This window comes from Rahnella sp. CFA14(1/10), assembly GCF_004195095.1.
In the GTDB taxonomy this organism is placed as follows: Bacteria; Pseudomonadota; Gammaproteobacteria; order Enterobacterales; family Enterobacteriaceae; genus Rahnella; species Rahnella perminowiae.
Genome location: NZ_SEWS01000011.1, coordinates 136718 through 160746, shown reverse-complemented (window position 1 = coordinate 160746; position 24029 = coordinate 136718). Strand labels below are relative to the sequence as shown.

Annotated in this window: 23 protein-coding genes; 5 read left to right on the top strand and 18 right to left on the bottom strand. The window is 50.3% G+C overall.

Features of this window, described 5'->3' with window-relative positions; genetic code table 11:
* Positions 1-38: 38 nt before the first annotated feature.
* From rnhB to rpsB, 15 genes are all read right to left on the bottom strand, one after another.
* Positions 39-635, bottom strand: coding sequence for a ribonuclease HII (gene rnhB / locus EVX52_RS21190; RefSeq protein WP_129954986.1), 597 nt, complete (start codon positions 633-635; stop codon positions 39-41).
* Positions 632-1780 (bottom strand): lipid-A-disaccharide synthase, encoded by a 1149-nt coding sequence (lpxB, locus tag EVX52_RS21185; protein WP_129992062.1) that lies wholly within the window; start codon positions 1778-1780, stop codon positions 632-634. The genes rnhB and lpxB overlap by 4 nt, the downstream gene beginning before the upstream one ends.
* An 18-nt stretch (positions 1781-1798) precedes the next feature.
* A complete protein-coding gene (lpxA, locus tag EVX52_RS21180) occupies positions 1799-2587 on the bottom strand; it encodes an acyl-ACP--UDP-N-acetylglucosamine O-acyltransferase (RefSeq protein ID WP_129992061.1) in 789 nt (262 codons plus the stop codon).
* A gap of 3 nt (positions 2588-2590) precedes the next feature.
* Positions 2591-3079 (bottom strand): 3-hydroxyacyl-ACP dehydratase FabZ, encoded by a 489-nt coding sequence (fabZ, locus tag EVX52_RS21175; RefSeq protein WP_120163110.1) that lies wholly within the window; start codon positions 3077-3079, stop codon positions 2591-2593.
* Between the two features lie 114 nt (positions 3080-3193).
* Positions 3194-4216, bottom strand: a complete 1023-nt coding sequence (gene lpxD, locus EVX52_RS21170; RefSeq protein WP_129992060.1) for a UDP-3-O-(3-hydroxymyristoyl)glucosamine N-acyltransferase — start codon at positions 4214-4216, stop codon at positions 3194-3196.
* 2 nt (positions 4217-4218) lie between these two features.
* Complete coding sequence (gene skp / locus EVX52_RS21165; protein WP_129954982.1) at positions 4219-4716, bottom strand: molecular chaperone Skp; 498 nt, start codon at positions 4714-4716, stop codon at positions 4219-4221.
* Positions 4717-4868: 152 nt separating this feature from the next.
* The gene (gene bamA / locus EVX52_RS21160) at positions 4869-7289 is read right to left on the bottom strand and encodes an outer membrane protein assembly factor BamA (RefSeq protein ID WP_129954981.1); all 2421 of its coding nucleotides are present in this window, start codon (positions 7287-7289) and stop codon (positions 4869-4871) included.
* 36 nt (positions 7290-7325) lie between these two features.
* Positions 7326-8681 (bottom strand): sigma E protease regulator RseP, encoded by a 1356-nt coding sequence (gene rseP / locus EVX52_RS21155; protein WP_129954980.1) that lies wholly within the window; start codon positions 8679-8681, stop codon positions 7326-7328.
* A 43-nt stretch (positions 8682-8724) separates the two neighbouring features.
* Positions 8725-9573 carry a phosphatidate cytidylyltransferase gene (cdsA, locus tag EVX52_RS21150; RefSeq protein WP_129954979.1) on the bottom strand — a complete coding sequence of 283 codons (849 nt, stop codon included), beginning with the start codon at positions 9571-9573 and terminating at the stop codon, positions 8725-8727.
* Between the two features lie 9 nt (positions 9574-9582).
* Positions 9583-10341: a (2E,6E)-farnesyl-diphosphate-specific ditrans,polycis-undecaprenyl-diphosphate synthase gene (gene ispU / locus EVX52_RS21145; RefSeq protein ID WP_129954978.1), complete on the bottom strand. Its 759-nt coding sequence runs from the start codon at positions 10339-10341 to the stop codon at positions 9583-9585.
* Positions 10342-10618: 277 nt separating this feature from the next.
* The gene (gene ispC, locus EVX52_RS21140) at positions 10619-11815 is read right to left on the bottom strand and encodes a 1-deoxy-D-xylulose-5-phosphate reductoisomerase (RefSeq protein ID WP_129954977.1); all 1197 of its coding nucleotides are present in this window, start codon (positions 11813-11815) and stop codon (positions 10619-10621) included.
* A 158-nt stretch (positions 11816-11973) separates the two neighbouring features.
* Positions 11974-12531, bottom strand: a complete 558-nt coding sequence (gene frr / locus EVX52_RS21135) for a ribosome recycling factor (RefSeq protein WP_129954976.1) — start codon at positions 12529-12531, stop codon at positions 11974-11976.
* 108 nt (positions 12532-12639) lie between these two features.
* Complete coding sequence (gene pyrH, locus EVX52_RS21130) at positions 12640-13371, bottom strand: UMP kinase (RefSeq protein ID WP_129954975.1); 732 nt, start codon at positions 13369-13371, stop codon at positions 12640-12642.
* Between the two features lie 159 nt (positions 13372-13530).
* Complete coding sequence (gene tsf / locus EVX52_RS21125; RefSeq protein ID WP_129954974.1) at positions 13531-14382, bottom strand: translation elongation factor Ts; 852 nt, start codon at positions 14380-14382, stop codon at positions 13531-13533.
* A gap of 147 nt (positions 14383-14529) precedes the next feature.
* Positions 14530-15255 (bottom strand): 30S ribosomal protein S2, encoded by a 726-nt coding sequence (gene rpsB, locus EVX52_RS21120; RefSeq protein ID WP_013574193.1) that lies wholly within the window; start codon positions 15253-15255, stop codon positions 14530-14532.
* 367 nt (positions 15256-15622) lie between these two features.
* Here rpsB and map point away from each other — a divergent pair, with 367 nt between their 5' ends.
* The 4 genes from map to EVX52_RS21100 all read left to right on the top strand — a co-directional run bounded on the left by map (position 15623) and on the right by EVX52_RS21100 (position 20609).
* Positions 15623-16414: a type I methionyl aminopeptidase gene (gene map, locus EVX52_RS21115; RefSeq protein ID WP_129992059.1), complete on the top strand. Its 792-nt coding sequence runs from the start codon at positions 15623-15625 to the stop codon at positions 16412-16414.
* A 109-nt stretch (positions 16415-16523) separates the two neighbouring features.
* Positions 16524-19214: a bifunctional uridylyltransferase/uridylyl-removing protein GlnD gene (gene glnD, locus EVX52_RS21110; RefSeq protein WP_129992058.1), complete on the top strand. Its 2691-nt coding sequence runs from the start codon at positions 16524-16526 to the stop codon at positions 19212-19214.
* Between the two features lie 46 nt (positions 19215-19260).
* Positions 19261-20085 carry a 2,3,4,5-tetrahydropyridine-2,6-dicarboxylate N-succinyltransferase gene (gene dapD, locus EVX52_RS21105; protein WP_013574190.1) on the top strand — a complete coding sequence of 275 codons (825 nt, stop codon included), beginning with the start codon at positions 19261-19263 and terminating at the stop codon, positions 20083-20085.
* A gap of 134 nt (positions 20086-20219) precedes the next feature.
* Positions 20220-20609, top strand: coding sequence for a DUF3461 family protein (locus tag EVX52_RS21100; RefSeq protein ID WP_013574189.1), 390 nt, complete (start codon positions 20220-20222; stop codon positions 20607-20609).
* Positions 20610-20697: 88 nt separating this feature from the next.
* On the opposite strand, the gene EVX52_RS21095 is transcribed toward EVX52_RS21100, so the two are convergent.
* From EVX52_RS21095 to EVX52_RS21085, 3 genes are read right to left on the bottom strand one after another with little or no spacing between them, the layout of a single operon-like run.
* Positions 20698-21147, bottom strand: coding sequence for a flavodoxin (locus EVX52_RS21095; protein WP_129992057.1), 450 nt, complete (start codon positions 21145-21147; stop codon positions 20698-20700).
* A gap of 42 nt (positions 21148-21189) precedes the next feature.
* Positions 21190-21969 (bottom strand): tRNA pseudouridine(65) synthase TruC, encoded by a 780-nt coding sequence (gene truC, locus EVX52_RS21090; protein WP_129992056.1) that lies wholly within the window; start codon positions 21967-21969, stop codon positions 21190-21192.
* A 1-nt stretch (position 21970) separates the two neighbouring features.
* Complete coding sequence (locus EVX52_RS21085; protein ID WP_129954969.1) at positions 21971-22285, bottom strand: YqcC family protein; 315 nt, start codon at positions 22283-22285, stop codon at positions 21971-21973.
* 190 nt (positions 22286-22475) lie between these two features.
* Here EVX52_RS21085 and EVX52_RS21080 point away from each other — a divergent pair, with 190 nt between their 5' ends.
* Positions 22476-23714: an MFS transporter gene (locus EVX52_RS21080; protein WP_129954968.1), complete on the top strand. Its 1239-nt coding sequence runs from the start codon at positions 22476-22478 to the stop codon at positions 23712-23714.
* The last annotated feature ends 315 nt before the right edge of the window (positions 23715-24029 follow it).

Sequence of the window (24029 nt, the reverse complement as noted above, 5' to 3'; positions counted from 1 at the left end):
TTTTTTAGCAATAAAAACGGGCAGGGACAAATGATACGTTATGCCAGCCCGAGCGCGCGTTTCACCGGAGAGAAACTTCGACGGTGGTGTGTAGTGGCTCCAAGACGGGCAAGACTTTCAAGGTGCACCGGCGTCGGATAGCCCTTGTGCTTCGCAAAACCATATTCGGGGAACTGAAGATCCAGTTCAACCATTTCACGGTCGCGGGTGACTTTAGCCAGAATAGAGGCGGCGCTGATTTCAGCGACTTTACTGTCCCCTTTTACTACCGCCTGGGAGGCCATCGGAAGTGCAGGACAACGGTTACCATCAATCAGCACCATATCAGGCGTGATGCATAAACCGGCAACAGCTCTTTGCATGGCCAGCATGGTGGCATGCAAAATATTCAGTTCATCGATTTCATGAGGCTCAGCGCGCCCGAGACTCCAGGCCAGTGCTTTCTCTTTGATTTCGATATATAACGCCTCGCGGCGTTTTTCGGAGAGTTTTTTTGAATCTGCCAGCCCGGTAATCGGATTCGCGGGATCAAGAATCACGGCAGCGGTGACAACGGCACCGACTAACGGGCCGCGCCCTACTTCATCCACGCCGGCGATACAAACGGCTTGTGGATAGATAAATACATCGTTCATCGGTTTGCCAGCTCCATGACAGCCTGAGCAGCCTGTTCATCTGCGTCACGACGAATACTTTCATGTAATTCAAGGAATGTCTCACGCAGTGCCTGACTTTTCTCCCCCCCTGCCAGTAACGGCAGCAAGGCGGCGGAAAGCTTGTCCGGCACACATTCAGTTTGCAGTAATTCGGTGACAATTTCCCGTCGTGCCAGCAGGTTTGGCAACGAAACATAGGGCGTTTTCACCAGACGCTCAGCCAGCCAGAAAGTGAAAGGCTTCATACGGTAACCCACCACCATCGGACATTTGGCCAGCATACATTCAAGCGCTGCTGTTCCTGATGCCAGCAAAGCAGCATCACTGGCAATCATCGCTTCCCGACCTTTGCCATCCAGTAAATGCGCAGGTAAGTCAGGCGCAATCTCAGCCTTAATTCGCTCAAACTGCCCGCGACGTTTGGCATTGACCAACGGCACTACGATGTGTAAATCAGGATAGGTTTGCCGCAGCTGTAAGGCTGTTTTCAGAAAATCCGCGCTGAGCATTTCTACTTCTGCATGGCGGCTTCCCGGCAATAACGCCAGACAGTGCACATCCTCTGGAATACCGAGTGACAAACGTGCAGCCTGTTTGTCCGGATGCAACGGCATTGCATCGGCCATCGTATGACCAATGAAACGACAAGGAACATTGAATTTGTCATAAAACGCTTTTTCAAAAGGCAGAAATGCCAAAACCAGATCAGTGGCTTTCCCGATTTTGAAAACGCGCTTTTGGCGCCAGGCCCAGACAGACGGGCTGACATAATGAATAGTGCGGATACCGCGCTGCTTCAAACGCCCTTCCAGCGTGATGTTGAAATCCGGGGCATCGATGCCCACAAATACATCAGGCTTCAGCTCGCTAAAGCGTTTGGTCAGATCTTTGCGGATTTTCAACAGACGTGGCAGTCGTTCAAGAACTTCCACCACGCCCATTACCGCCAGTTCTTCCATTTCGTACCAGGCTTCGCATCCTTCCGCCTGCATCAGCGGACCTGCGACCCCAACAAAACGGGCATCAGGATGATGCTTCTTCAAGGCTCGAATCAGTCCGGCGCCAAGAATATCACCGGACGTTTCACCGGCCACCAGGCCAATTGTCAGAACAGGCTTTTGCATTGTTTTCCGTAGCGCAGATCAGCGAATAATGCCACGCGTTGAACGCGCAAAGAAGTCACTGAATGGTTTAGCTTTCGGGAATTCAGCCGCGATAGCAGCGATTTCCGGTTGTGCTTCTTCCAGTGTTTTACCACTGCGATACAGTAATTTATAAGCATTACGGATAGCATGCAGATCGGCTTTTTCGAAACCACGGCGCTTAAGCCCTTCGATATTGATGCCGAAAGGTGTTGCATGGTTACCTTGCGCAATGACAAACGGAGGAATGTCCTGAGCCACCCCGGAACATCCCCCAACCATCACATGCTCACCGATAATACAGAACTGATGTACCGCCGTCATACCGCCAATGATCGCAAAATCATCCACCTCAACGTGACCACCCAGGGTCGCGTTGTTCGCCAAAATACAGCGATTTCCAATGACACAATCATGGGCAATATGTGCGTTAACCATCAACAGGTTATCACTGCCCACTTTTGTCAGACCACCGCCCTGAACAGTACCACGATGAATGGTAACGCTCTCACGAATATTGTTGCGATCGCCAACTTCAACGCGTGTTGGTTCACCGGCATATTTCAGATCCTGGTTAATTTCACCAATAGAAACAAACTGAAAAATGCGGTTATCGCGACCAATTTTGGTCACGCCATTAAGAACTACGTGTGATTTAAGCTCGGTACCTTCACCAATTTCTACCTGAGACCCCACGTAGCAGAAAGGACCGATATGAACTCCGGCACCAATAATGGCACCGTCTTCAACAATAGCGCTTGGATGAATAAAGGCGGTATTATCAATCATGTATTAAGACTCCCGGCGACGGGCGCACATCATTGATGCCTCGCAAGCGATCTCACCATCGACTTTCGCGACACCTTTGAAACGAGCAACGCCACGACGCTCTTTAATGAATTCAACTTCCAGAACCATCTGGTCACCCGGCAAGACCGGACGTTTAAAGCGTGCATCGTCGATTGCTGCAAAATAATACAGTTCGCCAGGCTCCAGTTTTCCCACGCTTTTAAACGCCAGAATGCCAGTAGCCTGAGCCATCGCTTCCAGAATCAAAACGCCAGGGAAAATCGGTTTGCCTGGAAAGTGGCCCTGGAAGAACGGTTCATTAAAAGAAACGTTTTTCACAGCGCGCAAAAATTTCCCTTTTTCAAAATCCAACACGCGATCAACCAGCAAGAACGGGTAACGGTGTGGCAGTAAATCCAGTATCTCTTCAATACGCAGAGTATGAGTGTCAGTAGTCAAAATACTCTTCCTGTCTATAAAAACTGATGGCATCAATAACACGGCCTGCCAGACCCTAAAAGAAGGTCATCAGGCAGGCCGCAAATAGGAACGTATGTCGCAGGTTCACTCAACGAAGGGAACACAAAGCAGCACCGTAGGTGGTAATTAATCTTTTTCGATTTTACGCTCGACAGCTTTCAGGCGCTTATTCATCTCGTCGATATTCATTACCAATGCAGCCGTCTTACGCCAAACTTTATTCGGCTGTAATGGGATACCGGAGGAGTATACCCCAGGTTCAGTGATTGGTCGCATTACCATTCCCATTCCCGTCACTACAGCCTGATCACAAATCTCCATGTGACCATTGATAACACTGGCTCCGCCGATCTGGCAGTAGCGCCCAATTTTCAGGCTACCGGCCATAATAACACCGCCAGCAACTGCCGTATTGTCTCCAATCACGACGTTGTGTGCAATCTGACATTGGTTATCAATGATAACGCCATTGCTAATGATGGTGTCGTCGAGTGCACCACGGTCAATCGTGGTACAGGCACCGATTTCAACGCGGTCACCGATAATGACAGTCCCCAGCTGTGGAATTTTGACCCAGTTGCCACGATCGTTGGCATAACCAAAACCATCAGCACCGATCACGGTACCTGACTGAATCAGACACTGCTCACCGATTTCAACGCGGTGATAAATAGAAACATTGGCCCACAACCGTGTGCCTGCGCCGATTTTTGCCTCTTTACCGATAAAGCAACCTGCACCGATGACAACGTTGTCACCCAATGCAACGCCTGATTCGATGACTGCATTTGCGCCAACCGAGACATTCTTACCTAGTGTTGCACTGTCTGAAATCACCGCACTCGCTGCGATATCCTGTGCCGGTGCTGGCGTGGTATCCAGCAATTGCGCCATCCGGGCGTACGTCAGGTAAGGGTTTTTAACCACTAATGCCGCTGTCGGGCAAAATGGCAGATCCGCTTCGGTCAACACTACGGCACCTGCATTGCAGAAAGCCAACTGTTCACGGTAACGGCTGTTTGATAAAAACGTGATTTGCTCAGAGTGTGCGGAATGCATTGAAGCAACGCCGGTGATGGCAATTTCGCCATCACCGTGCAATTGTGCATCCAACTGCTGTGCGAGATCAGCCAGTCGAATTGAAGACATGTTTATTTAACCTGTTTCAGCACATCAGCAGTAATGTCTTTGCTATTGTCAGCATATGCAATGGCATTAGCATCGATAACAACGTCATAACCTTCTTTACTTGCTACAGTTTTCACAGCGTCCTGAATACGGCTCAGAATTTTGTTACGTTCTTCGCCCTGACGACGACGGTTGTCTTGATCGAATTGCTGCGCTTTAGCAGAGAACGCTTCACGCTGAGCCATCACGTCTTTTTCAAGTTTAGAACGTTCACTGGCTTTCATTGTAGAGCCATCACGTTGCAGACGTTGCATTTTGGTTTGCAGATCACGTTCCTGAGATTGCAAATCTGTCGCACGGCTTTTGAACTCGTTTTCCAGTTGCTTTGCTACAGCTTCACGCGCAGGCATTTGTTGGAAAATACTTGCTACGTTAACGATAGCAATTTTATCAGCAGCCTGAACGCTAGCTGAAGAAGCCATCACTAAACCGAGGCCTGCGGCATATAACCACTTTTTCACTATAAACTCCTTCCATCACCCGTTGTGCCATGTGGCACATTAAATTACACAAAACACCTGATACGAAAACAATACACGGGCCGAAACCCGTGTATGAGATTTTTCATCAGGCCATTGCGATTCCGCTGAACAACTTCTGCCCTGACAGAACGTTACCAGGTTTTACCAATGTTAAACTGGAACTGTTCTGCCTTATCGCCTTCATATTTCTTGACCGGTTGTGCGTAGGAGAACACCAATGGTCCAAGTGGAGACATCCACTGCAACGCAAGACCTGAAGAAACACGAATATTACCTGGTTTACTGTAATCAGGAACACCAGCTGCCAATGTCTGCGGCGTATTTTCCCAACCTGTATCCCACACAGTACCGCTGTCCACGAACAGGGAAGTACGCAATGAGTTAGCGTATTTCTCACTAACAAATGGAGTAGGAACAATCAATTCCGCACTCAATACTGCCATTGCGTTACCGCCAACTGCGTCGTTTGAATTATCAATCGGACAGCCACTGTAAGACGTATTAGCCGTAGTACACTTGTAATATGCCGCTTTAGGACCAATGGTATTCGATTGGAAACCACGAACACTGCTTGAACCGCCAGCATAGAAGTTGTCGTAGAACGGAACTTCTTTACCCCCAAGACCATCTGCGTAACCTGCACGCGCACGGCCCATCAGCACCCAATCACGGTCCTGATTCAGTGGCATATAACTGGTTGAATCAAATGTAATTTTGTAGTATTCGTTATCAGAACCAGGGACAGTCACTTTACCGTTCAGGCTGGCTTTCGTCCCGGATGTCGGGAAGTAGCCGCGGTCGAGATTGTTATAACCCCAGCCGAGATTGGCAAAGAAGTCATTCGCACTGAAGTCAGCATCCGCATTGTCACTGGTGGTCACCGGCGGTTTTAGCCCGACAGAGTTCAGATAACGGAACATGGCGATCTGTGGCTCCATATTGGACAGATCGTTATGGACGTAATCTATCCCTAACCGCAATGAGTTGTTCTCATTGATTGGGAAACCAAGATTACCGCCAATACCGTAACTTCTGTTGGTATAGCTGGAGAGGTCTGCATCATCTGCTTTAAAGTCGTTATAGAAGATGCGGCCGCCCAGACTTACACCATCGACCGTGAAGTAAGGGTCAGTGATAGTGAATTCTGCATATGTCTGGTAGTCATTTTTAGTCCCGCTGATGCCAACGGAATTACCTGTACCCAGCCAGTTATCCTGCTGGACGCCTACCTGGAAGCTGACACCACTCTCAGTACCGTAACCCACACCAAAGTTAAAGCTACCCGTGTTACGTTCTTTCACTTTGTAGACGACATCAACCTGATCAGGGGAACCTGGAACACGCTGTGTATCTACATCCACGGTTTCGAAGTAGCCCAGACGGTTCAGACGCTCTTTACCTTTATCGACCAGATCGTTGCCCAACCAGGCTCCTTCCATCTGACGCATTTCACGGCGAAGTACGCTGTCCTTACTGGTGTCATTGCCTTCAAACCGGATATGACGAACATAGAAACGGTTTCCCGCATCAACGTTGATATGCAGTTTGACGGTTTTGTCTGCATCATTAATTTCTGGCTGAGTCGTCACACGAGGATAAGCATAGCCATAACGCCCCAGCATCTGCTTAATGTCGTTTTCCATTTTGGTGACTTTGGCGCCGTTATACAACTCGCCCTTATCAATTTTAGTCAGGCTTTGAACTTCTGCCGAGTGACCGGCCATGCTGCCCGTTACTTCAACGCCAGAAAGTTTGTATTGCTCACCTTCTGTAATGTTGAGCGTAATATAGATGCCTTTTTTGTCCGGCGTCAGGCTGACCTGAGTCGAATCAATGTTGAAACGGGCATAACCGCGATCCAGATAAAAACTGCGCAAGGTTTCAAGGTCACCCGCGAGTTTTTGTTTCTGATATTTACGGTCACCGACTACGTTCCACCATGGCACTTCATCACGCAGTTGGAAGCGTGAAATCAGATCATCGGTTGTGAAGGCATGGTTACCCACAATGTTGATCTGCTGAATTTTCGCAGAAACACCTTCGGTGAAGACCAGCTTCAGATCAACACGGTTACGTGGCAATGGGGTCACAACCGCTTTTACCGATGCACTGTATTTACCGACGCTGTAATAGAAGTCTTCGAGACCTTTCTCGATGCTACCGATGGTTGTACGGTCAAGAGCTTCGCCAACACGGACGCCAGAGGCCTCCAGGTTTTGCTTGAGCATGTCATCTTTCACCGATTTGTTACCGGAGAAAGTAATGCTGGCAATGGTTGGACGTTCTTTGACCTGAACAATCAGAGAATTACCATCGCGCAGGACACGAACGTCCTCAAAGTTGCCAGTGGCAAACAAAGCACGGATGGTATTACTGATATCATCGTCAGTCACCGTATCACCGACGCGAACCGGCATATTGAGTAACGCCGCACCGACGGCAACTCGCTGCAGGCCTTCGAAATGAATATCTTTCACTACGAAACCGTCTGCACCGTATACGGTGGCGCTGCCAAACAGCAGCGACGCTATGAGCAACTTTTTGATCGCCATCGTTGTTATGCGTTCTTCCTAACCTAATCTCCGGTCTTAAAGACGGGAGAAATCATTGAAAAGTGCAAGCCCCATCAACAACACCAGCAAAACTGAACCAATGCGGTAACTGAAGTCCTGAACTCGCTCGGAAACTGGCCCACCCTTAAGCTTTTCTATTGCGAGAAACAGCAGGTGTCCACCATCTAATACCGGTAATGGGAAGAGGTTGATGATCCCCAGATTGACGCTAATGAGCGCCAAAAACGTGAGATAAGACACCAAACCATATTCAGCTGACATTCCTGCGCCCTGTGCGATGGAGATTGGGCCACTCAGATTGTTCAGCTTCACATCTCCGGTAATTAACTTACCCAGCATGCTCACAGTGAGTTTCATCAGTTGCCAGGTTTTATCCCCGGCTTCATAAAACGCCACAAACGGACCATACTGACGGATTGTTTTATACTCATCAGGCAGCGGTATCACCTTCGGTACCACACCAGCAAAACCCTGTATTTTGCCTTTGCCTGCGGACTTCGTGTCCGGCGTCAGTGTTAACGTGACAGGATTTCCTGCCCTTTCAACCTCCAGCGCGATGGGTTTACCCGGATTGTCCCTTACCTGGATGACAAAAGACTGCCAACTTTCCAGAATCTGACCATCGACTTTAACGATCCTGTCCCCGGCTTGCAAACCCGCCTTTTGAGCGGCTGAATCTGGCTGCACCTCCTGCAGAACAGATTCTATCTGCGGCCCTCTCGGAATCATACCCAGAGATACCACGGGATCCTGCTTTTCAGGATCAAAGTGCCATTGACGCAGATCCAGGGTTTTCTCAACGACCTGGGACGAGCCAAATTGCGCCACGCCAACCGTCGTTTGATCATCACCAATTTCGCCCATTAACGCCATGCGAACTGAATCCCAATCAGGCGTTTCGATACCAGCAACAGATTTTAGTTCCATTCCGGGCGAAATATTGGATTGTGCGGCAACTGAATTGACAGTGACATTTGCCACGACAGGACGCACGCTCGGCACGCCGATGACGAAAACCAGCCAGTAAGCAAAAACCGCAAAAATGAAATTAGCGACAGGTCCGGCACTGATGATAGCAGCACGTTGCCAGATTTTTTTGTTATTGAAAGATTGGTGACGAAATTCAGGCGCGACTGCCTCGACACGCTCGTCGAGCATCTTAACGTAGCCCCCGAGCGGAATGATGGCCAGAACATACTCGGTCCCCTGACGGTCAGTACGGCGCCATAGCGCACGTCCAAACCCGACAGAAAAACGTTCAACACGGACACCACAACGACGAGCAACCCAGAAGTGGCCGAACTCGTGCACGGTGATAAGCACCCCCAATGCGACGATAAAGGCGGCCAGGCTCCAGAGTATGTTCATCATATGTCTAACTATTCCTTAGAAAACTTCTACCGTCATGGACGGATTAATACACTAACAGCATCAGACAGGCGAATACAGGGACTGCAGCCGTCAGGCTGTCGATACGGTCCAGTATACCGCCATGACCCGGGATCATATGACCACTGTCTTTGATACCTGCTTCGCGTTTGAACATACTTTCCGTCAGGTCGCCCAGCACAGACGCCAGTGCAGCCACAACGGAACAAATTAATAAGGTTGAAGGTACCACATCAAGAGGCGCATAGCGGCCAAATAGCCAGGCTATCAGGGCTGAAGTCAGAAGACCGCCAGTAAACCCTTCCCAGGTTTTTCCCGGGGATACTTTAGGAGCAAGCTTATGCTTACCCAGTAATTTACCAAACAGGTAAGCACCGGAGTCCGCCCCCCAGACCAGTAGCATCACATATAACAACCACCATGCGCCAGTATGATGATTTTCCGCATAACCGTATTGGCGCAGTGCGACCATCCCCCAAAAGAAAGGCACAATGGTCAGTATGCCAAAGACCAAGCGCAGCACACGAGAGTGGCGCCAGAAGGCTGCCGAAGCCGGATACCCAACCACCAGCACCAGGGCCAGACACCACCAGGCAAGCGCTGCCCATAAGGAGCCTGCGACTTGCAACAAATGCACGCTTTGCTGGTAAGCCGGAATGCTCAGCATCATCGCCGCCAGCAGAAAACCACATAATATAGCCAGCCATATGCGCTGATTACGGCTTGCAAAACCGGCCAGTTGTCCCCACTCCCACGCAGCCAACATGCACACAACTAACGTCACGATGGCAAAACCGACAGGCGGTAACAAAAAGAGTGCTGCAATAACAATCGGTATTAAAATCAGAGCTGTGATAATGCGATACTTCAGCAAATGTTCTCCCTAGGACGCATCAGCGCCGATAGGTGTAGTCCCTCCGAAGCGGCGCTCGCGATGGGCAAAAGCCGTCAGCGCACCTTCAAAGGTATTTTCATCAAAATCAGGCCAGAGGACATCGGTAAAATAGAGCTCCGCGTAAGCAATTTGCCACAGCAAAAAGTTACTGATCCTATGTTCCCCACCGGTTCTGATCACCAAATCGACAGGTGCCAGTTCACTCATACAGACCGCTGAATTCAGCAATTCTTCGGTAATCTGTTCTGCCCGCAGTGTGCCCGCTTCAACCTGACCCGCCAGCGTTTTAACGCCTTGAATAATATCCCATCGGCCACCATAGTTCGCAGCAATGTTCAGGGTAAGTCCGTCGTTATTTTGAGTAAGTGTTTCTGAACGACGAATGCGTTCCTGCAGACGAGCACTAAAGCGACTGACATCGCCAATGACCCGAAGCCTGACATTATGTTTATGCAGGCTTTTAATTTCACTGTCTAATGCACGGACAAACAACTCCATCAATGCAGAGACTTCCTGAGCCGGACGATTCCAGTTTTCACTGCTAAAGGCATAAAGCGTGAGTGCATCGAGATGATGACTGGCAGCAAAACTCACCGCTTTGCGCACCGACTTCACTCCCGCTTTATGACCGAACACCCTCATTTTACCCTGACGTTTTGCCCAGCGTCCGTTACCGTCCATGATAATGGCAACATGGCGAGGCTGAGCGCAATACATATCAGACATCTGTTGATTTTCGAGGGACATAACGCGTACTCATTTCCTTTTATCAGAACACAACGGCTTTCTGGCTGGCATAACATTCTTCTGGCTGACGCCCGCTGGCGGCCTACCTTTCTGTCGCTGATGCGACTACACGCGCAAAAAAGCCGTGTCTCCCTTGCAGGCACGGCTTACACAGACAGATCACCGATTCCACCTTTAACATTCAGGCTCTGAAAAGCCAAATCTACTGTCAGTGTGGCGCAGACTATACCATTTCAATGTGATGCTAACAAACTGCTGCATAAGTACAAAAATAGCCTTAGAGCGCAAATCTATGAAGTTTCTCACACGCACTGGCTCTCGCCTGTGCGTCGATCTCCAACACTTCCTCAACAGAATCAGGTTCAGCACTCACTATCTGCTCCATCACCTGTCGATTCAGGAAAGCAATGTCGGTAAAACGAATCTTGCCATTGAGGAACGCAGCCACTGAAATTTCATTTGCGGCATTCAGTGCCGTCGTTGCTGCCTGACCGGTGTTGCTGGCTTCAATAGCGAGTTGCAAACAAGGATAACGGATGTAATCCGGTGCACTGAAAGTCATCGCACCCATATTACAAAAATCCAGCGCTTCGACTTCGGTTGTGACTCTGTGCGGATACGCCATCGCATGCGCAATCGGGGTGCGCATATCCGGTGAGCCCAACTGAGCCAGCACGCTACCATCGCAATAACGCACCATGGAATGGATCACAGATTGCGGATGAATAATCACTTCCATTTCAGCCGCAGAGGCATTAAATAACCAGCGGGCTTCAATATATTCCAGCCCTTTGTTCATCATGGTGGCTGAGTCGACGGAAATTTTACGTCCCATAGACCAGTTAGGATGTGCACAAGCCTGATCCGGTGTGACATCACGGAATTTATCCAACGGCAATTCGCGGAACGGGCCACCGGATCCGGTTAAAATAATGCGAGAGATCCCATGGCTTTCGAGGGAAGCATATCCCAGTTGTTTCTGAACAGATTCAGGCAAACTCTGGAAAATCGCGTTGTGCTCACTGTCGATAGGCAATAGCTGAGACTGACTCTGGCGGACTGCGTCCATAAAAATGCGCCCGCAGGTCACCAGCGATTCTTTATTCGCCAGAAGTACCTGTTTACCTGCGCGCACAGCGGCGAGTGTCGGTAACAAGCCCGCTGCACCCACTATAGCCGACAGCACCTGATCCACATCATCAAGAGCAGCCAGTTCAGCCGCAGCATCAGAGCCAGAAAGCACCTCAGTACGGCTTGCGTGTTCTGCCAGAATGGCTCTCAGCGCGCGGGCAGACGGTTCATCCGCCATCGAAGCGTATTCAGGGTGAAACTCGAGACACTGCTGCGCCATAACGTCAACATTACGCCCTGCAACCAGTGCTTTAACGGAAAAATCGTCAGGATTAGACCGGACAACGGAAAGCGTGCTGGTGCCGACAGACCCTGTCGAACCAAGAATAGTCATTTTTTTCATGAAAATGCCCGGAATAGCGCTCGTAAATTTGGAAAGTGCACAGTCTGAAACCTCTTATCTGGCTTGTCTATGAGATTGTGCGAACCAGTAAAAAATTTAAAGCCTGCTAAAAAACAAAGCGCCGCAATTGCGGCGCTTTAGGAGAGACTTAAACCGGATTAAAATTCCATTAACTCGGTTTCTTTCTCGCTCAAAGCAACGTCGATTTTCTTGATGAAAATATCAGTCAGTTTCTGAATATCGTCCTGAGAACGACGGTCTTCATCTTCACTGATTTCTTTATCTTTCAACAATGCTTTGGTTTTATCGTTCGCATCACGGCGGACGTTACGTACGGAGACACGGCCCTGCTCTGCTTCGCCACGCACGACTTTGATGAGATCCTTACGACGTTCCTCTGTCAGTGCAGGCAATGGAACACGGATTGTCGCACCCGCAGAAGACGGGTTGAGGCCCAAATCAGAAGTCATGATCGCTTTTTCAACAGCAGCGCTGATGGAGCGATCGAATACAGAGATTGCCAGAGTACGAGAATCTTCCACCGTCACCTGGGCCAGTTGACGCAGAGGCGTTGCTGAACCGTAGTATTCCACCATGATGCCATCCAGGATGCCCGGAGATGCACGGCCGGTACGGATTTTGCTGATATGGGTTTTGAATGCTTCAACGCATTTTTCCATACGAATTTCAGCGTCTTTTTTGATTTCGTTAATCACGTTGTGAACCTTTGAAAGCTGATTACCTGGCAGACCATAACATCAGTATAGTCCGTGAATACTCATGCCAGCAGAGGCTGGCTGAACGTAATGTTCAATTGTGAAGGATCATTCCGCTTTAGAAATCAGCGTTCCTTCATTTTCACCCATCACCACGCGACGCAGTGCGCCAGGCTTATTCATGTTGAAGACGCGAATTGGCAGATTGTGATCGCGGGCCAGCGTAAAGGCAGCCAGATCCATTACTTTCAATTCCTGTTCCAGCACTTCCTGATAGGTCAGTGTTTCGTAAAGTGTCGCATCCGGGTTTTTCACCGGATCAGCTGAATACACACCGTCAACTTTGGTGGCTTTTAATACCACATCAGCTTCGATTTCAATACCGCGCAGACACGCGGCTGAGTCAGTGGTAAAGAAAGGATTGCCGGTACCGGCAGAGAAAATTACCACGCGGTTATGACGCAGCAAGCTGATGGCCTCAGCCCAGCTGTAATTATCACACACACCGTTCAAAGGGATCGCAGACATCAGGCGTGCGTTAACATAGGCACGGTGTAATGCATCACGCATTGCCAGGCCATTCATGACAGTTGCCAGCATACCCATATGGTCGCCTACAACACGATTCATGCCAGCCTGTGCCAGACCCGCGCCACGGAATAGGTTACCGCCGCCGATCACAACACCTACCTGAATGCCGAGTTCGACCAGCTCTTTCACTTCCTGAGCCATGCGATCTAATACACTCGCGTCGATACCAAAACCTTCACTACCCTGCAGGGCTTCGCCACTGAGTTTGAGCAGGATACGTTGATAAACGGGTTTCGCATTGGTAGCCATGGTGTCTGTCCTAGAAGCAATGTGTCTTAATGGATAGTCGGTTTTTACATCATAGCGTTGTCTGAATGACTTCACGCACAATGTAATAGGAATTTGGGGCTGGATAAAACGGAACCGCCCTTTCGTAGCGGTTCCATTTTAGGGTGTATCAGATACTGATTAAGACTGTTTAGTCATTGCTGCAACTTCAGCAGCAAAGTCAGTCTCAACTTTCTCGATACCTTCGCCCACTTCAAAGCGGATGAAGTTAATCACGTCAGCATTGTGTTCTTTCAGAACCTGACCCACAGTTTTGCTTGGGTCGATAACGAAAGGCTGACCTGTCAGAGAAACTTCGCCGGTGAATTTCTTCATGCGGCCTTCAACCATTTTCTCTGCAATTTCTTTCGGTTTGCCAGACTGCATCGCGATGTCCAGCTGAACCTGATACTCTTTTTCTACCACTTCAGCAGACACGTCCTCAGGCTTAACGAATTCTGGTTTGCTTGCTGCAACGTGCATAGCAATTTGCTTAACCAGTTCTTCATCAGCGCCTTTAGCCGCAATCAGAACACCGATACGTGCGCCGTGCAGGTAGCTGCCCAGCACATCGCCTTCAAGAATTTGAACGCGACGAATGTTGATGTTCTCACCGATTTTAGCAACCAGCTGAATACGCTCTTCTTCGAACTGAGCTTTCAGGACTTCAACGTCAGTCACTTTGCCTGCAACAGCAGCGTCCAGCACTTTGTCAGCAAAAGCCTGGAAACCAGCATCTTTAGCCACGAAGTCAGTCTGGCAGTTAACTTCCAGAATCACGCCGAAGTTGCCTTCGATTTTGGTTTTGATCACGCCGTCAGCAGCTACGTTGCCTGCTTTTTTCGCCGCTTTGATCGCGCCAGATTTACGCATGTTTTCAATTGCCAGCTCGATGTCGCCGTTAGCTTCAACCAGAGCTTTCTTACAATCCATCATGCCAGCGCCAGTACGTTCGCGCAGTTCTTTTACCAGGGCAGCGGTAATATCAGCCATTGTATTTTCCTCGATTATCTCAGTGCAAAAAGGGTTTTTGCGGTGAGATATTTCTCGCATTTAAGATAAGCAAAGGGGGCCAATAAAGGCCCCCTAACCAACATATTTCAATACCTGGTTAATAAGGGCTCTGCTGAGCTTGCCTTATTATTCAGCTTCTACGAAGCTTTCTTCTGCCTGAACAGCCAGATCTTGCGAACGGCCTTCACGGACAGTGGCAGCAACAGCGCTCAGGTACAGATTTACTGCACGGATTGCGTCATCGTTACCTGGGATAACAAAGTCAACGCCATCCGGATCGGAGTTGGTATCAACAATGGAGAATACCGGGATACCCAGGTTGTTAGCTTCTTTGATTGCAATGTGTTCGTGATCAGCATCGATTACAAACAGAGCATCAGGAAGACCACCCATATCCTTGATACCACCCAGGCTGTTTTCCAGCTTAGCCAGTTCACGAGTACGCATCAGCGCCTCTTTCTTGGTCAGCTTCTCGAAAGTGCCGTCCTGAGACTGAATTTCCAGATCTTTCAAACGTTTGATGGACTGACGAACGGTTTTCCAGTTAGTCAGCATGCCGCCCAACCAGCGATGGTTCACGAAGAACTGGTCGCAGTTGTGTGCAGCTTCTTTTACCGCTTCGCTTGCTGCGCGTTTAGTACCAACGAACAGGATCTTACCTTTACGGGAGGAGATCTTCTGCAACTCAGCCAGAGCTTCGTTGAACATTGGAACAGTTTTCTCAAGGTTGATGATGTGAACCTTGTTACGAGCGCCGAAGATGAATGGCTTCATTTTCGGGTTCCAGTAACGGGTTTGGTGACCGAAGTGAACACCGGCCTTGAGCATATCGCGCATGGAAACAGTTGCCATGATAAAACCTCTATTAAGTAGTTGGGGTTATGCCTCCACGTATCCCATACAACCGACCCTGCAGAACGAATTCCCAAGGCACCCCGGCGTATGTGTCGATACGTGTGTGTTATTACTTACGTTAATAAGTACACAATGAGTGATTTTGGCTTTAATCCCTCAGCGTCGTAAGACTCAGAGCGGATTGCCGGCGCGCTTTATACCATAAATAACGGCCCGGCAGCAACTTTTGTTCAGCAGATTGCTTCACGGGAAATGATAGTTTGGCAGCAAATATCAGGGCTGATACCATAAGTCACAGCTTATTATTGACGACATCGGTGTAGAAATAAAGCACACCTGATGCACAGAACCCGCAGGACAACACATGGCTATTTCAATCAAAACCCCCGAAGACATCGAGAAAATGCGCGTTGCTGGCCGTCTGGCCGCAGAAGTGCTGGAAATCATTGAACCTTTCGTTAAACCGGGCGTGAGCACGGGTGAGCTGGATCGCATTTGTGCCGATCATATCGTGAACCAACAACAGGCGGTTTCAGCCTGCCTGGATTACCACGGTTTCCCGAAATCTGTTTGTATCTCCGTTAATGAAGTGGTGTGCCACGGTATTCCGAGCGAAGATAAAATTTTGAAAGAGGGTGACATCGTCAACATTGACGTTACGGTGATTAAAGACGGTTTCCACGGCGATACATCCAAAATGTTCATCGCGGGTAAACCGACGATTTTGGGCGAGCGTCTTTGCCGTATCACCCAGGAAAGCCTGTATATCGCCCTGCGCATGATCAAACCGGGTATCCGCTTGCGCACGCTGGGTAAAGAGATCCAGAAATTCGTTGAAGCCGAGAAATTCTCTGTGGTACGCGAATATTGCGGTCACGGCATTGGCGAAGGTTTCCACGAAGAACCTCAGGTGCTGCATTATGACGCAGATGACGGCGGTGTGGTGTTACAGGCTGGCATGGCCTTTACCGTTGAACCTATGGTCAATGCGGGTGATTACCGTATACGCACCATGAAAGACGGCTGGACAGTAAAAACTAAAGATCGCAGCTTGTCGGCTCAGTACGAGCATACTATTGTGGTCACAGATAACGGTTGTGAAATTATGACGCTGCGTAAGGATGACACCATCCCGGCCATCCTGACGCACGACTAAACAGTCACCCGCTCTGCGGAGAGGGTATAAATCTGTGAATCAAACCGGCGAAAGCCGGTTTTTTTATCTTTCACGTTTATTGGTCTCTCACGTGTAGGGCTGCGCACCCATGATTGAAAACTATTCGGCTGAAAAGAGCCTGCAACCGCAAACCACGCAGGATCTTATCCGCACTTACCCGCCACAGCCCGCCTCCCCTTCTGCCTATCCGGACGACGATTTAAACCGTCAGAGCCTGAAACAACATATGGAGCAGTTTCAGGTGTGGCTGGCAGATGCCTTCAATGCCGGGCAACGGGCGGAAGATCTGGTGGATGCCCGGACGCATTACATCGATCAACTTTTGCAGCGTCTGTGGACGTTCTATGGCTTCGACAATATTCCTGAAACTGCGATGGTGGCCGTCGGTGGCTACGGGCGCGGCGAATTGCATCCTTTATCAGATATTGATGTTCTGGTGCTCAGCCAGAAACGTCTCAACGATGAACAGGCGTTGCGGATCGGTGAGCTGATTACGTTGCTGTGGGACCTTAAGCTGGAAGTCGGACACAGCGTGCGTACGCTGGAAGAGTGTCTGCTGGAGGGATTAGCTGATTTAACGGTGGCCACCAACCTGATTGAATCCCGCCTGATTTGCGGCGATGTCGCGCTGTTTCTCAGTATGCAGAAACACATTTTCAGTGACGGATTCTGGCCTTCGCCAAACTTTTTCCGCGCCAAGATCGATGAACAGAATGAACGCCATCAGCGTTATCACGGTACCAGTTATAACCTTGAGCCGGATATCAAAAGCAGCCCCGGCGGACTGCGCGACATTCACACCATTTTATGGGTGGCCCGCCGCCATTTTGGTGCCACATCGTTAGATGAAATGGTGGCCTTTGGTTTCCTGACTAAAGCCGAGCGCAACGAACTGCTGGAATGTCAAAGCTTCCTGTGGCGCATCCGTTTTGCCCTGCACTTGCTGCTGCCACGCTACGACAACCGCCTGCTGTTTGATCGCCAGCAAAGTGTGGCACAGCTGTTGCAATATCAGGGGGAAGGCAATCAGCCCGTCGAACGCATGATGAAAGATTTCTACCGCATGACCCGCCGGGTCGGTGAGCTGAATCAGATGTTATTGCAGTTGTTCGATGAAGCGATTCTGGCCATCGGCCCGAATGAAAAACCACGGCCGCTTGATGAGGATTTCCAGCTGCGTGGTGACCTGATTGACCTGCGGGACAGCACCCTCTTTGACCGCCGTCCGGAAACGATCATCGGCATGTTCCACCTGATGGTGCGCCATCGCGAAATCAAAGGCATTTACTCCACCACCGTCCGCCTGTTGCGCCATGCCCGACGCCATCTCAAAGAGCCTCTGTGTATGATCCCGCAGGCACGTGAAATGTTTATGTCGATTCTGCGCCATCCAGGGGCCGTGTCACGTGCGCTGGTGCCGATGCATCGTCACAGCGTGCTGTGGGCGTATATGCCGCAATGGGGGCAAATCGTCGGACAGATGCAGTTTGACTTGTTCCACGCTTATACGGTCGATGAACATACCATTCGTGTTTTGCAAAAACTTGAAAGCTTCGCCCATGAAGAAACCCGGCCAAAGCACCCTTTATGCGTGGAATTGTATCCGCGTCTGCCACAGCCGGAGCTGTTGCTGATGGCTGCCTTGTTCCACGATATCGCCAAAGGCCGTGGCGGTGATCACTCGATCCTCGGTGCGCAGGATGTGCTGGAATTTGCCGAACTGCACGGTCTGAATTCCCGCGAAACACAGCTGGTGGCCTGGCTGGTTCGCTGTCACCTGCTAATGTCAGTGACAGCGCAACGCCGGGATATTCAGGATCCTAATGAAATTCAGCAATTTGCTGCGGAAATGCAAAGCGAAGTGCGCCTGCGCTATCTGGTCAGTCTGACCGTGGCGGATATTTGTGCCACTAACGAAACGCTGTGGAACAGCTGGAAACAGAGCCTGATACGCGAACTGTATTTTGCCACCGAAAAGCAATTGCGTCGCGGCATGCAAAACACGCCGGATCTTCGCGAACGTGTGCGTCATCACCGTCTGCAGGCGCTGGCATTGCTGCGTATGGACAATATCGATGAAGAAGCACTGCACCGGATCTGGAGCCGCTGTCGTGCAGATTATTTCCTGCGCCACTCACCCAATCAGCTGGCCTGGCACGCAAGACATCTGCTGGAACACGACTCCGCCAAACCGCTGGTGTTGGTCAGCCGTCAGGCAACGCGTGGCGGTACCGAAATATTCATCTGGAGCCCTGACCGGCCTTATCTGTTTGCCACCGTCGCCGGTGAGCTGGACAGGCGTAACCTGAGCATTCATGACGCACAGATTTTCACTAACCGCGATGGTATGGCGATGGACACCTTTATCGTGCTGGAACCGGATGGCAGTCCGCTGGCACAAGATCGTCATGAAGCGATCCGTTATGCGCTGGAACAATCCATGACGCAGGCTTATCAGCCACCCCGGACCCGGCATCCTTCGCCGAAACTGCGCCATTTCAGCGTGCAGACAGAAGTCAGTTTCCTGCCTACCCATACGGACCGCCGGACGTATATGGAACTGGTGGCGCTGGATCAGCCCGGCCTGCTGGCACGCGTCGGGGAGGTCTTCTCTGATCTCGGCCTGTCGCTGCACGGTGCGCGCATCTCAACCATCGGTGAACGCGTAGAGGATTTATTTATTCTGGCAAATGGTGAGCGTCGTGCGCTGGATAATCAAACCCGCAAGGAAATCACTCGCCGGTTAACTGAGGCACTCAACCCTGGCGACAAAATGTGATACAAGTACCACTATCTTTTAAAACCAATTCAGGAAAGAGAACAGGATGCAGCAACTACAAACCGTTATTGAACAAGCCTTCGAGCGCCGTGCAGATATCACCCCGGCTAACGTTGACAGCGTAACGCGCGACGCTATCACTGAAGTTATCAGCAAAATCGACAGTGGCGAATTGCGTGTTGCTGAGAAGATTGATGGCGAATGGGTGACGCATCAATGGCTGAAGAAAGCGGTACTGCTCTCGTTCAGAATCAATGACAACCAGGTTATGGAAGGCGGTGAAAGCCGTTACTTCGATAAAGTGCCGATGAAATTCGCGGACTACGATGAAGCGCGTTTTCAGCGTGAAGGCTTCCGCGTGGTCCCCCCAGCGGCAGTGCGTAAAGGCGCATTCATCGCACGTAATACAGTGCTGATGCCTTCTTACGTCAATATCGGCGCTTACGTTGATGAAGGCACCATGGTAGATACCTGGGCGACTGTCGGTTCGTGTGCACAAATCGGTAAAAACGTTCACCTGTCTGGTGGCGTGGGTATCGGCGGCGTTCTGGAGCCACTTCAGGCTAACCCGACTATCATCGAAGATAACTGCTTCATCGGCGCACGTTCAGAAATTGTTGAAGGCGTTATCGTTGAAGAAGGCTCTGTGATTTCCATGGGCGTTTACATCGGCCAGAGCACCAAAATCTATGACCGCGAAACTGGCGAAGTACATTATGGCCGCGTACCCGCAGGCTCTGTTGTTGTTTCCGGTAACCTGCCTTCTAAAGACGGTAAGTACAGCCTGTATTGCGCGGTTATCGTGAAGAAAGTAGATGCGAAAACGCTGGGCAAAACGGGTCTGAATGAGTTATTACGCACTATCGACTAAACTTGAGAAAAGCGGGTATTAATAACCCGCTTTTTTATCTTCTAAACGGCAAAGTGTGCAATTAATCAATGATTAAAGCCGCCGTTCAGTTCATCATGACACTCTGATTTATTCTCCTAAACGAAGGTGGCGCTATGTATGACAATCTGAAAAGCCTGGGCATTAATAATCCCGACGATATTGATCGTTACAGCCTGCGTCAGGAGGCCAATAACGACATTCTGAAGATCTATTTCCGCAGAGATAAAGGCGAGTTTTTTGCTAAAAGCGTGAAATTTAAATACCCGCGCCAGCGTAAAACTATCGTTGCCGATAATGCCGGCCAGGGTTATAAAGAAATTCATGAGATCAGCCCGAATCTGCGGTATGTGATTGATGAGCTGGATCAAATCTGTCAGCGTGATCAGGTCGAAGTGGATCTGAAACGTAAAATTCTTGATGACCTGCGTCATCTCGAATCCGTCGTGGCAAATAAAATTTCCGAGATTGAATCAGATCTGGAAAAACTTACCAACGGTCGCTGATAAATTCCGGTCAGAAGATGCGAATACAAAAAAGGTCAGGCTTTCGCCTGACCTTTTGAGGGTGCGGAGAACACGTCAGGGCGTGACGTTATTTAAGCAACTGTCCCCATTTTTCCACCCACGGAAACGCAACGGTTTCCGGCTCTGCAGTTTCCATCGCATCAATTTCCAGCATTTCGCCAATGCGCGACGCACCCTGCTCCTGCAATAAATCATCCAGTTTATGCCCGCCACCACAGAAATGATCGTAGCTGATATCACCCAGCGCAATCATACCGTAACGCAACTCCGGCTGATAACCGACAGTATCGCGGATGGCAACATATAACGGCGCGATATTGTCCGGTAAATCGCCCTGACCGGTAGTGGACGTCACAATCAGCACAAAATGATGGCGATAATACTGCCAGGCTTCCAGCGTGCCTTCCTCGAACAATTTCACCTCATGCCCCTGGCCTTTCAGCACGGTTTCCGCTTCTTCTGCCACCAGTAACGCATTGCCGTATACCGTACCGACAAAAATTCCGACTTCTGCCATGGGATTCACTCCTGTGTGAGGCCAATATTTCAATCAAAGGACTTAAATTTGTGGACTATCCTGACCGTAAGTTTCCGCAAACTCAACCCTTTCAAGCTGAGGGATTTTTCCCTGCCAGCCAAACTGCGTCACCACATTTTGCCAGCGATGATCCCAGCGCGCATGTAATGACAATAATTCTCCGGTCACCGGATGCGGCAGTTGCATATGGCTGGCGTGCAGCATCAGTCCTGAACAACCAAAATGCTGCGCCATGCCACGGTTTTGCTTTAAATCTCCGTGCGCGCTGTCACCGATAATCGGGTGGCGCAAATGCGACATATGGCGGCGCAACTGATGCTTGCGACCGGTTTCCGGTTTCAGTTCTACCAGGCTATAACGCGCCGTATCGTAACGACCGATAGCCACCGGCATTTCAACCTGAGCCAGGACGCGATAATGCGTGACGGCAGGCTGTGGCGCTTTATCCGGACTGGCAAATTTATCAGCGATTTTATCAAGCTCTTCCGTCAGCGCGTAATCGAGCGTACCGTCTTGCGGCACATATCCGCGAACCACCGCGTGATATACCTTGCTCATCTGATTATTTTCAAACTGCTGAGACAGCAAACGCGCCACCTCGCTGGACAGCGCCAGCAGCAACACACCGGATGTCGGCTTATCCAGCCGGTGAACCGTAAACACATGCTGACCAATCTGATCACGCAATGTTTGCATCACAAACACTGTTTCATGGCGATCCAGCCAGCTGCGGTGCACCAACATGCCCGCCGGTTTATTCACTGCGATCAGATATTCGTCCTGATACAAAATTTCCAGCATGTCAGTCTTCTATGTTCAGCAAATCGTCGAGGCGTTGCAACTGAGCCAGCAAACGTATTGCTTCAGGCATTGCCACTTCAAAATAAGGGGTGATAGCAAAACGGGTTGGCAAGGGCGCCTGGGCCTCAAGCAACGCGTACATACGGGGAACCAGTACCCATTGCAGCCATTGTTCAGCAGACAGGGTATCCACTGAAAACGGTTCTTTGCTTTCAAAAGCTTCCGCTTCCGGCGGCGTGGCATGCCACAATTTATCATCACGCATGACCTGTTCGATATCTTCTAAAATCTGGCGAACCTGGTTTTCTGTATTCATCAATGCCTCTCTTCGTTCATGGCCCCGGGCAGCCTACGCCGGGCGGCGCAAAGCATAACATTGAAGGACTGATGCCCCAACTTTCTGCATCGTATCCAATTTAACTATTCAGCCATAAGTTTTTCGTGGTAGCGATAAACGCCCGATACGGGCAAACTACCGCCACTTTTTTCTTTACAGATGTGTCCACATGTCCGCACAACACACTCAGAAAGCCCATGCAACACCCGCCAAAGCGATGCTGGCCTCCGTGACCGGGTACGCCATGGATGGTTTCGATTTACTGATCCTCGGCTTCATGCTCCCGGCCATCACTCACGAATTTAGCCTGTCGTCCTCACAAAGTGGTTCACTGGTCACCTGGACCCTGATTGGCGCCGTACTTGGCGGCGTGATTTTCGGGCCAATCAGCGATCGTTTCGGCCGCATCCGTGTACTGACCTTCACCATTGGGATGTTCTCCCTGTTCACCGGTTTATGCGCTTTCGCACAAGGCTACTGGGATTTGCTGGTCTATCGCACATTGGCCGGTGTCGGGCTGGGTGGCGAATTTGGTATTGGCATGGCGCTGATTGCAGAAGCCTGGCCCGCTGAAAAGCGTAACCGCGCCTCGGCTTACGTGGGTATGGGCTGGCAACTGGGCGTGCTAATGGCAGCCTTCCTGACGCCACTGCTGCTTGGGATTATCGGCTGGCGTGGCATGTTCCTGGTCGGTCTGCTGCCGGCACTGGCCTCTTTCCTCATACGCCGTACAATGGGCGAACCGGAAGCCTTTGTAAAAAACGCCCAGACCCGCAACGACGGCACGCTGTTTAGCCGTATCAGGCTACTGTTCCGTGATAAAGCCACCACCAAAGCCAGCATCGGCATTCTGATCTTATGTTCTGTTCAGAACTTTGGTTATTACGGTCTGATGATCTGGATGCCAAGTTATCTGTCGAAAAACTTTGGCTTCTCACTGACCAAATCTGGGCTGTGGACTGCTGTGACCGTTGTCGGTATGACCTTCGGCATCTGGCTGTTCGGCATGCTGTCCGACCGTTTCCCTCGCTGGAAAATCTTCCTGATTTATCAGATTGGCGCTGTTGTGATGGTGTTATGTTACGCGCAGTTAACTGACCCGACGCTGATGTTGTTCGCAGGTGCGCTGATGGGGATGTTCGTGAATGGCATGATTGGGGGTTACGGCGGCCTTATTTCCGATCTCTATCCGGTGCGTGTCAGGGCGACGGCGCAGAATCTGTTATTTAATCTCGGGCGCGGCGTCGGCGGTTTTGGCCCGCTGGTGATCGGAATACTCGTGGCACAGGTGTCATTTACCGCAGCAATTACGTTGCTGGCGGCGATTTATCTGCTGGATATTTTTGCCACCCTATTTCTGCTGCCGAAAAAACAGGGGCAGGATGATGTGTTAGGGGCGATTGGCTGAGTCAGTGGCTGGCGCTTCCGGCGGAATAGAAGCGTTTAACGAGGCAATATCTATCATTAAAAAGTTGGGGGCACTGTTTTCACAGTGCCCCCGGTTCGTTTTATAGCAATCCAGCTACCTCAGTGCTCCCTGCTCAATCCCTGAAAACTTTTCCTGTGGTTATCCTAACCGGCTATCCTTTGCATCGTCCCACTTTCATCCTGACGGGCTGTCCTAAATCATCCTGACTAAAGTCCCTTGGTCATCTGTGACCCGCTCAGCTTCCTTTGTGAGCTCTCTTCTCCGTCCTGGAGGTGTCCCTGGTTTCGTCCTGAA